7 protein-coding genes are annotated in these 14,878 nt (G+C 38.3%); all 7 read left to right on the top strand.

Annotated features, from left to right (window positions below; genetic code table 11):
* Positions 1 to 150: 150 nt before the first annotated feature.
* Positions 151 to 3,147, top strand: coding sequence for a TonB-dependent receptor (locus tag GUB10_RS06655; protein ID WP_193710660.1), 2,997 nt, complete (start codon positions 151 to 153; stop codon positions 3,145 to 3,147).
* Between the two features lie 11 nt (positions 3,148 to 3,158).
* The gene (locus GUB10_RS06650; RefSeq protein WP_193710659.1) at positions 3,159 to 4,868 is read left to right on the top strand and encodes a RagB/SusD family nutrient uptake outer membrane protein; all 1,710 of its coding nucleotides are present in this window, start codon (positions 3,159 to 3,161) and stop codon (positions 4,866 to 4,868) included.
* Between the two features lie 511 nt (positions 4,869 to 5,379).
* Positions 5,380 to 8,385, top strand: a complete 3,006-nt coding sequence (locus tag GUB10_RS06645; protein WP_193710658.1) for a TonB-dependent receptor — start codon at positions 5,380 to 5,382, stop codon at positions 8,383 to 8,385.
* 11 nt (positions 8,386 to 8,396) lie between these two features.
* The gene (locus tag GUB10_RS06640) at positions 8,397 to 9,992 is read left to right on the top strand and encodes a RagB/SusD family nutrient uptake outer membrane protein (protein ID WP_193710657.1); all 1,596 of its coding nucleotides are present in this window, start codon (positions 8,397 to 8,399) and stop codon (positions 9,990 to 9,992) included.
* A 132-nt stretch (positions 9,993 to 10,124) separates the two neighbouring features.
* Positions 10,125 to 11,438: a DUF3472 domain-containing protein gene (locus tag GUB10_RS06635; RefSeq protein WP_193710656.1), complete on the top strand. Its 1,314-nt coding sequence runs from the start codon at positions 10,125 to 10,127 to the stop codon at positions 11,436 to 11,438.
* A 96-nt stretch (positions 11,439 to 11,534) separates the two neighbouring features.
* Positions 11,535 to 13,721 (top strand): beta-N-acetylglucosaminidase, encoded by a 2,187-nt coding sequence (locus tag GUB10_RS06630; protein WP_193710655.1) that lies wholly within the window; start codon positions 11,535 to 11,537, stop codon positions 13,719 to 13,721.
* Between the two features lie 120 nt (positions 13,722 to 13,841).
* Positions 13,842 to 14,783 (top strand): NAD-dependent epimerase/dehydratase family protein, encoded by a 942-nt coding sequence (locus GUB10_RS06625; RefSeq protein ID WP_193710654.1) that lies wholly within the window; start codon positions 13,842 to 13,844, stop codon positions 14,781 to 14,783.
* The last annotated feature ends 95 nt before the right edge of the window (positions 14,784 to 14,878 follow it).

The following is a 14,878-nucleotide window of genomic DNA, read 5'->3' as shown; positions in this document are numbered from 1 at the left end:
TTATTTAATTCAAGATACCTTAATGTTAAAAAACAACATATTTTAAGTTAACTTTTGGATAAGTAAATAAAACGTATAAAATTGCAAACCATATGAAAGTTAAAATTTTCATTTTATCAATTAATCATTAAATAATAACTAAAAACGTTTATGAAAAAAACACTTTTAGCATTCATTGTAATGTTTTTGCCTTACATAATGCTGGGGCAGGAAACAATTGAAATTACAGGGACTGTTTCAGAAAAAGGTATGACGCTTCCCGGTGTTAACATTGTGGAAAAGGGGACCAATAACGGTACCATGACAGATTTTGACGGAAACTATACCATTAATGCACCCAGTGATGCCGTATTAGTAGTTAGTTATATGGGCTATGCTACAAAAGAAGTGCAAGTGAATGGACAATCTAAGCTAGACATTGTTTTAGAGCAGGATGCCGCTGCTTTAGATGAAGTGGTGGTTGTTGGGTACGGTGCCCAGAAAAGAGAAAGTTTAACAGGTGCTTTACAAACTGTAGAAGGTGACGATTTAAGAGATGTTACCACTCCTTCAGTTGAAAATATGCTTAACGGAAAAGCTCCAGGGGTATTTGTAGCACCGGGTTCTGGACAACCAGGTTCTAAAGGTAGTGTTGTAATTAGAGGTCAGGCTACCTTAAGCGGAACTACAAGCCCGTTGTGGGTTATTGATGGTGTAATTGTTGGCTCAGGACCGGGGGAATTAAATCCGGACGATATTGAGACCATGACGATTTTAAAAGATGCCGCTTCTACCTCAATTTATGGTTCTCAAGGAGCCAACGGAGTTATTGTGGTAACTACTAAAAATGCAAAACCGGGGGAAACTACTATTAGTTTTTCTTCAAAAACAGGTATCAACGAGCTTAATAACGGGAACCTGGAAATGATGAACGGGGCTGAACTATATGACTATTATGCTTCGTTTACCAATGCCGACGAAATCTCGTTTCCGCGTTGGAATTCTGATTTAAGAAATAGTAATTTCGACTGGTGGGATGTAGCTACCCGAAGTGGCTTTACCCAAAATTACAATGTTTCTATACAAGGCGGTAGTGAAACTCTAAGGTCGTATGCTTCAGTGGGGCTATATGATGAGCAGGGAGCCGTAAAAGGTTTTGATTATACCCGATATAATTTTCGCTTTAAAACAGAATATAGACCAACAGATTGGTTAAAAATAAAACCATCTATAAATGGTTCGCTTCGCGATGTTCAGGATAGGCAATATTCTACCACGGCCATGTATTCTAATTTACCATGGGATAGCCCGTACGATGAGGATGGTAACCTTGTACCACATCGTTCCAGTGACTGGGTAAACAGTGCCAGCACTAACTACCTATACGACCTTCAATGGAACCACTCTTCCAATAAAAACTATGAGTTTATGGGGAATTTGGATTTTGACATAGAGCTAACCGACTGGCTTACATTTTCTTCGGTAAACAACATTAGATATAATCACTATAAGGCGAAAAGCTATTTTGATCCTCGCTCCAGTGCCGGTGAAAGTGTAAATGGTAGAATAACCGATTACCGTTCAGAATACACACGCCAATATACTAACCAAATATTACGATTCAATAAAAACTGGGGGAAACATGATTTTAATGGAATTTTAGCCTATGAATATAACGACTATCGTAGTGAAACTTTAGATGCGTATGGCACCGGGTTTATCCCAGGATTTGAAGTACTTGATGTAGTAGCTAAACCTGAACGTACAAAAGGTGGTATTAGTGAATGGGCTGTACAATCGGTACTTTTCAATGCTAATTATGATTATGATAATAAATACCTGGGGCAGGTTTCTTTCCGTAGGGATGGTGCCTCAAACTTTGGTGACAATGCCAAGTATGGGAACTTTTTCTCACTTAGTGGTGGGTGGAACATCCATAATGAAAACTGGTTTAAAACCGATTGGGTAAATGCTCTAAAACTACGTGCATCATACGGTTCGGTAGGAAATCGCCCGAGTTCCCTATACCCACAATATGACCTTTATGCTGTTTCAAGTGGTGCAAGCTACAATGGTAATCCTGGGGCTTTAATTAGCCAAATAGGAAACGAAAACCTAACCTGGGAAAAGACATATACTAGTGGTGCGGGAATTGACGCGAGCCTATTTGATAATCGTGCAAGGCTTACTTTTGATTATTACGAAAAAAATACCGAAAACATTTTGTACAGGGTTCCAATTAGTGGTTTAACCGGGGTAACCAGCATCTGGCAGAATATTGGTGAGATGCAAAATAAAGGAATTGAACTTGCCATTGGTGGAGATATTATTCGTAACCAGGACCTCACCTGGAGCATAGATGTAAACTTAGGGCATAACGTAAACAAGCTTACCAAACTTTATAAAACTAAAGATGCCAATGGAAACTATGTCGTTAGGCCAATTATTGTTGGTGATGGCTTGGGAATTGCAGGATCTGCACAAAGAATGTTAGAACCCGGGCGCCCGGTAGACACCTATTACCTAAAGGAATGGGCCGGAGTAAACCCTGAAAATGGTTTACCTATGTGGTATATAGTAGATAGGGACAGCGATGGGAATGAAATCTCAAGAACCACCACCTCTAATTACTCGGAAGCTACATTCGAAAAAACCGGAAAAGTATCTCCAGATGTCTTTGGTGGGTTCTCTACAAGCTTAAATTACAAACAATTTGACCTGAATGCTGTTTTTGGTTATTCAATTGGAGGACAAATCTATAATTATTCCAGACAGGAGTATGACTCAGACGGAACCTATACAGATCGTAACCAAATGAAATTACAACCAGGTTGGAGTCGCTGGGAAGAACCCGGTGATATCGCTACCCACCCCGTAGCTAGATATAACAACCAGGATAAAGGAAATTCTACTTCTACCCGTTACCTGGAAAAAAGTGATTTCCTAAAGTTACGTTCGTTAACGCTGGGCTACAATTTTGATCTAAGCAAATATAATATTGACAACCTGCGACTTTCGCTAGCGGGTGAAAACCTATTTGTGATTACCGACTATTCTGGTGTAGACCCCGAGATTCCGGCAAATAACGGCGCTGTTCTTGGCTCAACCGGACCTGGGGTATATCCAATGACAAGGAAATTTATGCTTGGACTTAATGTGAAATTTTAAAAAGAAACACTATGAAAAAAATAATTATAGCACTTTTCGCTACAGTGGCTCTTTCAGCTTGCGAAATTGATCGATTACCCCAGGGAAGCCTGGACTCTGATAGCGTGATTGAAGATCCAGATGCTTCTCTTGAATCTCTTATTAACGGTATGTATGCCCAGTTAAAATCCTGGTCCGACCCTATGCATAGAATGGGAGAATATGCCGGGGATAATATGATGATTCGCGGCTCATCTACCGACCCATTTTACGAATTTATCTCTTATGCCAGAACTCCAAATAACTATCGTTTAACCCAGTTTTGGGATTCAGGTTATAAAGCTATCGCGCAATCATCAAATATTATTAACATGATTGCTGAAGGTGAAAACGAAGAGATTGACAACAATCTGGGAGAGGCATATTATGTAAGAGGAATGATGTATTTCTACCTTACACGTGCATTTGGCCGACCTTACTATCAAAATCCGGAATCAAACCTGGGAGTACCTATTGTAAATGGGACGCCTGATGATGTTATTAACCTGGAACTTCCAGATAGGGCCACCGTAGCAGAAAGTTACCAACAAGCCATAGACGATTTAAAGAAAGCTGAAGAATTACTTACTCTAGAAGGTGAACCTATATACGCTACAAAAGAAGCAGCTCAAGCTATGTTGTCCCGTATTTACCTTTATATGAGCGGAACCTATGAATCGCCAAATACAGAGTATGCCCAACTTGCAGTAGAGTACTCGAATAAAGTAATTAACTCTGGTAAATTTTCCTTGCTACCAAGAGAGCAATTTATGGAATACAATACTTTTGTTCCAGAAGATAATGCAGAGACCATTTTCGCTGTAAAACGTGTAGCCTCAGAATTTTCTGGGTACGACCACTATTATGGTGTTGGAGGTATGTATGCCAATATAGGCGGTATGGGCTGGGGCGAAATGTATGCCAGTGCCGAGTATATAAGCCTTTTAAACGAAACAGGCCGTAACGACTGGCGTCCCGATAATTATAATATGGTAGACGCACGTGCTGCATTTATTAGGCCTACTTATTCCCAGGATTCTGAAACAGGAGAGTACACCGAGGTATTTCGTTTTATTAAAAAAGATGGAGAGGTATTAAACTATGTACAGGCAGACATCAGCCGTAATGGAAATACCATAACTGCTTCTGAAGGAGATGAAACCTACACCTTATCTGCTGTAGATACCGATCAGGAGATTTATTCTATTCAGTATAAAGATGGAAAAACCTATACTGGAGTTATAGATAATTATATAACTCTCAACAGGGTTTATCCACAATTCTATATTACAAAAGCCTCCCTTGAAGGAGAAGAATCACACTTGCACTCCCCTGTAATTAGTCGTTTGGGCGAAATCTATTTAAATCGCGCAGAAGCCTATGCTAAACTAGGCAATTATAGCGCTGCACTGGAAGATTTAAACACTATAAGAGAGCGTTCTATTGTAGATGCCGGTTATGATAATTTAGATGCCACTAATGCCAGTGAGCGTATTGATAAGGAGCGCCAGTTAGAACTTGCTTATCAGGCAGAAAGAAGTTATGATGTATTCCGTAATGGAAAAGAACTTACCCGTGAATACCCGGGACCTCACAAGCAGTTTGAGAATATACCCGCTACAGATTTCCGTGTAGTATATTATATCCCTCAAGATGCTATTAACTCTTACCCTGGAACCTTAACTCAAAATCCTACGCAATAATTAAACAATAATTATAAGCGAGTATTTTAACAGGCTGTCTGAAAAGGTTTTAAAACCGTCATCTTGAATTTATTTCAAGATCTAACGTGTTGGTAATTAAAAACATGTTAGAAGCTGAAACAAGTTCAGCTTGACGAGAATAGACTTTTCAGACAGCCTGTTTTTTTTTAAATTTCTTAAACAGAAGACTTCCAGCCCCTGCTCTATCCCCCATCTATATTTCCGATATGCTAAATCTTCTAAAAGCCACAAAATAAAGCTTCTTAATATTTTACAAATAACACAACATTTTAAATTAAAACCACTTCAAAACACATCTCAAAACATAATTTATATATCAACTTTTTATCAAAAATAGCATTCTTAAAAAGATAAATGTATTAATTACATTTTTATAATATAATTTTTGGATAAGTAAGTAAAACGTTTGAAATTGCAAACTTTACGAAAATTTAAACTTTCGTTATAACAATTTATCATTCATTAACAACTAATTAATTATAACTATTTTATGAAAAAATTATTATTAACCTTCATTGTTTTACTTTTCCCTTTCATAATGTTAGGACAGGAAACAATTGAGATTACGGGAACTGTTTCTGATAAAAACATGACACTTCCCGGGGTTAACATTGTAGAAAAAGGCACCAATAACGGCACCATGACAGATTTTGATGGAAACTACAATATTAGCGCTCCTAAGGACGCGATTTTGGTAGTTAGCTATATGGGCTATGCCACCAAGGAAATACCGGTGAGTGGTCAAACTACCATAGATATTGTTTTAGAACAGGATGCCGCTACGCTAGATGAGGTAGTTGTTGTTGGGTTCGGAACCCAGAAAAAAGTAAACCTAACGGGATCTGTAGCTTCTGTAGACGGGGACATGCTGGAAGATAGACCTATGACCAGTGTTTCTGCCGGTCTTTCAGGTTTACTACCGGGTGTATCTGTAAATCAATCATCAGGAATGCCGGGTAACGACGGAGGTACCATTAGGATTCGCGGAACAGGCACCCTGAACGAAGCCTCTCCCATGGTTTTGATAGACGGAGTTGAAGGATCATTAAACGATGTACAGGCCAACGATATAGCCAATATTTCTGTCCTTAAAGATGCAGCCTCAGCCGCAATTTATGGTTCTAAAGCTGCAAATGGGGTAATTCTTATTACCACCAAAACGGGTAAAACAGGAGAACCTTCTGTACGATTAACAAACAATATAGGCTGGCAAACCCCCACAAGATTACCAGATTACCTGGGATCTTATGATTATGCCCTACTATACAACGAAGCCCTGGCCAATAGTGGAAAAGCTCCCAAATTTGATGACAATGATTTAGAATTATTTCAAAATGGCAGTGATCCTTATGGACATCCTAATACAGATTGGCAAGACTTATTGTACCAGGGATCAGGCTTTGTAAGCACCAATAACCTGGGAATTTCAGGCGGTACAGAATACACAAAGTATAGGGCATCTCTTAACTACCAAAAACAAGATGGTATTATTAAACACACCGGCAAAAACGAATACAATGCAAGGTTAAACCTTACGGTAACGCCTAAAAAATGGTTAACCACCAATATGAACCTTTCCTATACACAAATGGATCGTGAGTCTCCTAACAATGCTTATGTGGGTAATGGTATAGACCAGATAATAAGGCAGGTAAATAGAATTGCACCCTGGATACCATATAAAAATGAAGATGGTACTTACGGGACAATTTCAGATGGAAACCCTATTGCCTGGTTAGATATGGGACCACAAATTAATTACAATCGAAAAACATTTGTGGGAATAGGTTCTGTACAGGCCGATATTTTTGAAGGTTTTAATGTAAAAGCCCTTATCTCTCATAGAAACGTAGAAGAGGACAATTCAGAAATGAACAAAGAAATCCAATACAATGAGAATAAATACCACGGACCTACAAAGCTTACCGAAGACCTTAGAACAACCACCCGAAATACTATTGATTTAACGGCTAATTACAACAATAGTTTTAATGATGTTCATAACCTGGGAGTTTTAGCCGGTTATCATGCCGAATCTTATGATTTTAAAGAAACCACTGCGTACCGTGAAAATTTCCCTAGCACCGAACTTCCTAATTTAGATGCAGGATCATCTAACGGTATGCAAAATACAGGATATACAAGGGAATTAAATATGGTATCCTGGTTTGGACGTGTAAATTATGACTATTTGGGTCGTTATTTATTTGAAGCCAACCTAAGGGCTGACGCTTCATCTCGTTTTGCTGAAGACAACAGAGTTGGGGTCTTTCCATCTTTCTCTGCAGGGTGGAGAATTTCTGATGAAAACTTCTTTGAAGGGTTTAGAGAAACTGTGAGCAATTTAAAACTTAGAGCTTCTTGGGGACAGCTTGGTAACCAGGATGCACTTGATGACTACTACCCAACAGTTCCAACACTGGGTCTTGGAATAGACTACCCTTTTAATAGTGAAATTACTTCGGGTGCTGCTATCTCTAATGCAAAAAATGCAGCATTAATTTGGGAAAAAACAACTAGTTATGGTATTGGTCTAGATGCCAGATTATTTCGCAAATTAAACCTAACAATAGATGCCTATAAAAAGCTTACCGAAGGTATTATTATGAAGGTGCCAGCTCCAAACGAGTTTGCGCTAAATAATTTTTATGATAACGTTGGTGAGCTAGAAAATAAAGGTATTGAAGTAAGCCTTGATTACTCAACACGTTTTGGGGAAGTAGATTTTGGTTTTGGCGGAAATGTAGCATATAATCAAAATGAGTTAATAAAACTAGCGGGAACAAATAACATTATTGATGGTCGCCAAATTCGTAGAATAGGAGAATCTCTTGACTCCTGGTATGGATATAAAACAGATGGATTACACCAATCCCAGGCCGATATTGATGCATACCCTATAAATACACTCTACCCGGGACAAATTCAACCCGGTGACCTACGTTATGTTGATGCTACCGGCGATGGAAAGGTAGATGCTAACGATCGTGTACTACTGGGTAACTCTACCCCTAATCTAAACTTTGGAGCCAATTTGAGTTTAGCCTATAAAAACTTTGATTTATTGGCCATCTTTCAGGGAGCAACCGGTGGGTACGGCTACATGGATTTTGATGCTATTGGCGCCCTTAACGGTGATGGACAAAAACCGTCTTCAATTTGGTTGGATAGATGGACCCCAAATAACACAAATACAGATGTACCTCGATTAATAGATGGTATTAATGGCCCAAGTATGCCGCAAAATTCAACCACAAGTTATTGGCTACAGAGTACAGATTATTTAAGAATGAAGAACCTGCAACTTGGATATAACCTTCAGGATGACCTATTGGAAAACTGGAACATCTCCAAGCTAAGAATTTACTACACCGCACAGAATTTATTTACGATTACAAATTATCTAGATGGATGGGATCCGGAAGCTCCTTCAGGACGAGGTAGTAGCTATCCCGTTGTTATGACCAATTCTATCGGAATTAATTTAACTTTTTAATTTATTACAAGATGAAAAAATTAATATACTTAATAGGAATCGTTTTTACATTTAGCGCTTGTGAAGACTCCTTCCTGGATACAGCCCCCGATGATGCGCTTTCCCCTTCTACTTTTTGGAAAAGCAAACAGGATTTAGACTTGGCTCTTACAGGTATTTATAACGAATTTCAAAGTGGTAGCTCTATTATGTACCGGGATGCAGGTTCTGATAATGCTTATAATAATTTCCCCTGGGAAGGATGGAACAAAATAGGAAACGGAAAAAATTCACCGGCAGATCCCGGTGCATCGTATTATAACTTTACAACAATTAATAGATGTAATGAATTCCTTGCCAATGCCGATAACGCCACAGAGGTATCGGAAGAGGTTAGAGATATTTACAAGGCCCAGGCACGATTTATACGCGCCTATAAATACTATGTGCTTACCACAAATTATGGTGATGTTCCACTTATAACGCAAAATTTTGCTTCCCCCGAAGAAGCTAAAGTTCCAAGGAACCCACAAGCAGACATACGTGAATTTATTGAAGACGAATTAAATTCTGTAATAGATGTTCTGCCGGAATCTTATTCGGAAGCAGAATTCGGAAAAGCTACAAAAGGAGCAGCACAGGCATTACTTATGCGTTACTACCTTTATTTTAAAGACTATGAAAAGGCCTTGGCAACCGCAAACAGTATAGGCAGTTATTCATTACACCCCAGCTTTACAGGTTTATTTGATCCGTCCAACGAAAAAAACAACGAAGTAATTTTATCGGTACAACATACCCCTAACACCTATTCAATTAATTTCACCCCGTTTTTACCAAATGGTATAGGGGGTTGGTCTTCAGTAGTGCCTACACAATCTTTAGTTGATGCTTTTGAAATGGCTGATGGTAAAACCATAGAGGAAGCGCAAAGTGCCGGAGAGTACGATCCAACTAACCCATATAAAAATCGCGACCCAAGATTAAGGGCCTCTATAGTTTACCCGGGGCAGGTTTTTGCCGGTAAAGTTTACCGATCGATTGAAGAAAACGATGCCGATTATTACAATACTGCAGACAATGCCTCTAAAACGGGATATAATTTCAAAAAATACACAAGTTTTATGGATTCAGACCCAGGCTCTCCATACTGGAACATGGGCAATGACATCTATATTTTTAGATATGCAGAGGTACTTTTAACAATTGCCGAAGCCAAAGTAGAATTAGGGCAAATAGACAATGAATTGTATGAAGCACTCGATGCTGTTAGGTTAAGAGCAGGAATGCCGGCCGTAGATAGAGATAAATATGCAGATCAGGAAAGTCTTAGAAAGCTTGTTCGAAATGAAAGAAGAGTCGAGTTTGCTATGGAAGGTCTTCGTAGAGACGATATTATACGCTGGAACATTGCCAGCGATGTTTTAAATGGAGAACTAAAAGGTGTAAAAAGAGGTGAAGTTCTTGAAACTACCTTGCCAAATGGAGATTATAATGTTTCCCTAAGCTTGCCGGAAAACTTAATTGAAAGCCGCCAATTTGAAGCGCCTAAGAACAATCTCCTGCCAATTCCGCAAAATGCAATTGACAAGAATCCAAATTTAACACCAAACAACCCAGGGTATTAACCGCTTGGGCAGAGAAAAATCTGGAATCATAAAATCTCGATTATCGAGTAATTAAATTAAAATAAGGCTGCTTGAAAAATCTTTAAATACAACAATAGACTTTTCAAGCAGCCTTATTCAAAAAAAGATCAAATGAAAATTAATAGTTACAAATTAGCATTTTTAATTAGCTGTATAAGCTTAGTCTTAAGCTCCTGTAGCGAACATAAAGAAAACCCCGATTTCACTTATCGAATTCCTATAGGCGAAAACTCCTGGATTTCTAAAGATCAGGCAGAAGACAGGAAAATAATTAAGAAAGAAGGTATCTCTAATTGGGACGGAAGTAAACCTGTTGAAAGTTATTTTAGAAGCAATAAATCTGGCGTTCTAAAACTTGGCCTCAAGCTAAAAGCAGACTCAGAAAACATTAGATTAAAGGTGAGTGTGGCAGGAAAGTCGAAGGAGCTAGAAGTAAAAAACAAAGAGTTTCAGGATGTTTATGTTGGCGAATTTAAGCTTGAAGAACCGGGGTATCAACAAGTACTTATTGAAGCTGTAGAGCCCGGATCAAATAATTCATTGAGCATTAAAGATTTACTATTGGCCGGGCCTGTTACCGATACTGAAGTGAATTATGTAGAAGATAATTTTCATTTTGGTCGTCGCGGACCTTCGGTACATTTGCGCTACCCTATCCCGGAAGAAAGCAAAAAACCAACCTATTTTTACAATGAAATAGTAGTTCCCGAAGGCGAGGATGTAGTAGGTTCTTATTATATGGCCAACGGATTCTCACATGGTTATTTTGGAATCCAGGTAAATTCAGAAGAGGAACGTAGAATCCTGTTTTCGGTTTGGAGCCCTTATGAAACCCAGGATCCTGCAGAAATTCCGGAAGACCAGAAAATTATCCTGCTAAATAAAGGAGAGGATGTTTATACCGGTGAATTTGGTAATGAAGGTTCTGGGGGACAGAGCTATAAAAAATTTATGTGGAAAACCAATACTACTTATAAGTTTTTACTTAAAGGAGAGCCGGCAGGGCCCAACCATACCAATTATACCGCCTACTTCTACGCGCCTGAAAATGGAGCATGGGAGATTATTGCCAGTTTTAGAAGGCCAAAATCCAGCAATTACCTGGGTAGCCTCTATTCTTTCCTTGAAAACTTTGTTCCGGCAACAGGAGATATTTCGCGTAAAGCACATTATAAAAATCAATGGCTCTACGATGAGGAACAGGGTTGGATAGAACTCTCTAATGCTATTTTTACAGCAGACGCTACTGCTAATCAAAAGCATAGAATTGATTATGCCGGTGGTGAAGTTGAAGGAGGCTATTATCTTGAAAATTGTGGTTTTTTCAATGATTATACCGAAGTTAACTCTAAGTTTAGTAGGAAACCAAACGAAAACGAGCCTGAAGTTGACCTCAAAGAACTTGAAAGTAAATTTCAAAAATAAATTACCAGAAGCCTGCCTCACAGTCCCTATAACTATCGGGATAAATCTTAATTATCGAGTAAGCGTCTATAACAATGGTTAACACTCTATTTAAAGATGATAAAATATAGCATCCAAATATTTATTTTTCTACTTGTAAGTACAGGGTTTGCACAAATTGATCGTGTAAACCCGGTTCCGCAAGAAGTTAATATTAAAGATTCGGTACAGCTTCCATCCTTTTTCAATATTCAACAATTGAATACAGATGAAGCTACCAAAAATTTGATTTCAACCTATTTTACCAAAGAAAATACGTTGAAAAAGGGTCTTTCAATTCGTGTGGGCGACGTGACTAATAAATTTAAAAAGCGTGACTTAAAAAAAGTTCCAAATCGCCCGGAGTCATATTATATTAAAAGTACAAAAAACCATATCCTTGTTATTGGTAGGGATGCTGCCGGAGCATACTACGGAACAAAGACTTTAATAACTTTATTAAGTTCTTCTATGAGGCCCCTTGGCGAAATCATAGATTATCCAGATGTATCTTCCCGAGGAGTGGTTGAAGGCTTTTATGGGACTCCCTGGACCTTTGAAAACCGCATGCGTCAAATAGATTTTTATGGGGCAAATAAACTTAACACCTATATCTATGGCCCTAAAGATGATCCTTACCACAGTTCGCCAAACTGGCGAAAACCTTATCCTGAAAAAGAAGCCGAAAAGCTTAAAAAACTAGTAAGCCGGGCTAACTTAAATCACGTTGATTTTGTATGGGCCATTCACCCCGGAAAGGATATTAAATGGGACGATAAAGATCGGGATGCATTGCTTAGAAAGTTTGAGAATATGTATGACTTAGGGGTTCGATCTTTTGCTGTATTTTTCGATGATATTTCGGGAAAAGGAACAGACCCTACCCAACAGGCTAACTTATTAAATTACCTCAACGATAAATTTGTAAAGGAAAAAGAAGATGTAAGGCCTTTAATAATGTGCCCAACCGAATATAACAAGGCCTGGTCTAATCCAGACCGAAAATACCTGGAGACTTTGGGTGAAAAACTAGATCCATCTATTGAAATTATGTGGACAGGAAATACCGTTGTTGCCGATATTGATGAGGCCACTATGGATTGGATTAATGCTAAAATTAAGCGTAAAGCTTTTATTTGGTGGAACTATCCTGTTTCAGACTATGTAAGAAACCATATGCTTTTGGGGCCTGCATACGGTAATGCCAAAACAATTGCCAAGGATCTTTCCGGCTTTACATCAAACCCAATGGAACACGCCGAAGCCTCTAAAATTGGTATTTATGGCGTAGCCGACTATACCTGGAATATGGAAGGCTATCACCCAGAAAAAAACTGGCATAAATCTTTAAAAGATTTAATGCCTGAAAATTATGAAGCACTTGCAGTTTTCGCAAAACACAACAGCGATTTAGGAGAAAATGGCCACAGGTACCGAAGAAAAGAGTCGGTAGCATTTGCTCCTGAAGCCAAAGAGTTCCTAAAATCAATTAAAAACAACCAGGAAATTGCTAACCTAAATATAATAGAAGCTGAATTTAATGAAATGGTTAATGCGTCAGAAAAACTGCTTAACAGTAAAGACAACCCTTTTCTACTAGATGAAATTCGCCCCTGGGTAAGGCAATTTAAACATCTGGGAAAGGCAGGGCTCTCTATGTTGAATATGCAAAAAGCGCTACAAACAAAAAACCAAAAAGAATTTGAAGACAACTATAATTCTGTTTTAAAGATAAAAACAGAAATGTTTGAATTGGATAGTAGGGAAAACCAAAACCCCTATCAACCGGGAATTAAAACCGGTAGCCTGGTTATTACTCCTATGATTGATGAAGCTTTTACTTTATTAACAAGTGCCTATAACAAAGAGTTTGGTGAAAGTTTAAAAATTGAATCCAATTTTAATCCGCATAGCCTATTCACCAATATCAATAAATTAAAAGAGCAACCAATTACGTTTAAAAACAAAGTGCTGTCGCTAAACCCGCCATTGGAAGTTATTACGTTTGAGGCTGAAGATTTCCTTGGATTTGAATTGGAGGAAGTAAAAAAACTAAAAGAAGTTGGCTATAAACTAGAGCCTTCTTTAGATGCACTTACCTGGCAGGTTTCCAAAGATGGAAATACATGGAGTACACCGGCTACGAAAGAAGTAAATGGCCATATAAAAGCTTTCCCAAAAGAAGCGGTAAAGTTTATTAGGATTATTAACGCTACAGATACTAAAATTGAAACTAGAATAAAAACCTTACGAATTCAGTTTTAACAAACTACCTCGTTTCAAATAGACGAGGTAGTTAGATATCGATTATAGATTAAACTGCAAAGGCAGTCTTTAAAATTAATTTAAACCCATTTTCACAAACACATTTTAATTACTTTTTTAATGGAAAAAATATTAATTACCGGGGCAGCGGGACAATTGGGGCTTGAACTTACCAATGCCCTTATTACAAAATATGGAGCTGAAAATATTTTAGCTAGTGATATTAATTCAAAATCTGCTGAAAAATTCCAATCGGTAAAGTTTATAAGTTTAGATGCTATAGATTCCGCCAAAATAAAAGAGCTGGTGGTATCTGAAGGGATTACTCAAATTTATCATTTAGCTGCCATCCTATCGGCTAAAGGTGAAGATAACCCATTATTTACCTGGGACCTTAATATGAAAAGTCTTTTAGGTGTTTTAGAGGCCGCCAGAGAATACAAATTAAAAGTTTTTTGGCCTTCATCAATTGCTGTTTTCGGGAAAGATACTCCACGCGAAAACACCCCTCAAAATCCGGGGATGGTTCCAACTACTGTATACGGAATTTCAAAACAGGCAGGCGAACAATGGTGTAACTACTATGCTACAAAATTTAATGTAGACGTAAGAAGCATTCGTTACCCCGGGCTTATCTCCTATTCGGCTGAACCCGGTGGTGGCACTACCGATTATGCCGTAGATATTTTTTATAAAGCAAAAGAAAATAAGAAATACACCTGTTTCCTTTCTGAAGATACCAGGCTACCCATGATGTATATGCCAGATGCTGTAAGGGCAACTTTAAACTTAATGGAAGCACCTGGTACAGCCATTAAGACAAGAACTTCGTATAATATTTCAGGGATAAGTTTTACGCCCCGGGAACTTTCAGAAGCAATAAAAGAGCATATTGCTGAGTTTAAAATCTCATACCAACCAGATTTTAGACAGGATATAGCTGATACCTGGCCTAAAAGCATTAATGATGAGGTTGCCCAAAAGGAATGGGGATGGACACCAGAATATAACCTGCAGCAAATGACAGGAGACATGCTAAAAAACGTAAAGCTTAAGTCTTAGGGTTCTTCAAAAATTTAACCAGCGTTAGTTGGCGCATCTACCAGGTTCGCAGCTTAAAGGAATGAATCTCCCTAAATAAAGCTTTTATTTTCTAT

It is taken from the genome of Salegentibacter sp. BLCTC (assembly GCF_015143665.1).
In the GTDB taxonomy this organism is placed as follows: Bacteria; Bacteroidota; Bacteroidia; order Flavobacteriales; family Flavobacteriaceae; genus Salegentibacter; species Salegentibacter maritimus.
The sequence above is the reverse complement of the archived record's forward strand: the minus strand, read 5'-3'. Positions and strand labels throughout refer to the sequence as shown.

Bases quoted from the DNA above. Each gene is read 5' to 3' on its own strand.
- GUB10_RS06655 (WP_193710660.1), top strand. From the start codon at position 151: ATGAAAAAAACACTTTTAGCATTCATTGTAATGTTTTTGCCTTACATA.
- GUB10_RS06650 (WP_193710659.1), top strand. From the start codon at position 3,159: ATGAAAAAAATAATTATAGCACTTTTCGCTACAGTGGCTCTTTCAGCT.
- GUB10_RS06645 (WP_193710658.1), top strand. From the start codon at position 5,380: ATGAAAAAATTATTATTAACCTTCATTGTTTTACTTTTCCCTTTCATA.
- GUB10_RS06640 (WP_193710657.1), top strand. From the start codon at position 8,397: ATGAAAAAATTAATATACTTAATAGGAATCGTTTTTACATTTAGCGCT.
- GUB10_RS06635 (WP_193710656.1), top strand. From the start codon at position 10,125: ATGAAAATTAATAGTTACAAATTAGCATTTTTAATTAGCTGTATAAGC.
- GUB10_RS06630 (WP_193710655.1), top strand. From the start codon at position 11,535: ATGATAAAATATAGCATCCAAATATTTATTTTTCTACTTGTAAGTACA.
- GUB10_RS06625 (WP_193710654.1), top strand. From the start codon at position 13,842: ATGGAAAAAATATTAATTACCGGGGCAGCGGGACAATTGGGGCTTGAA.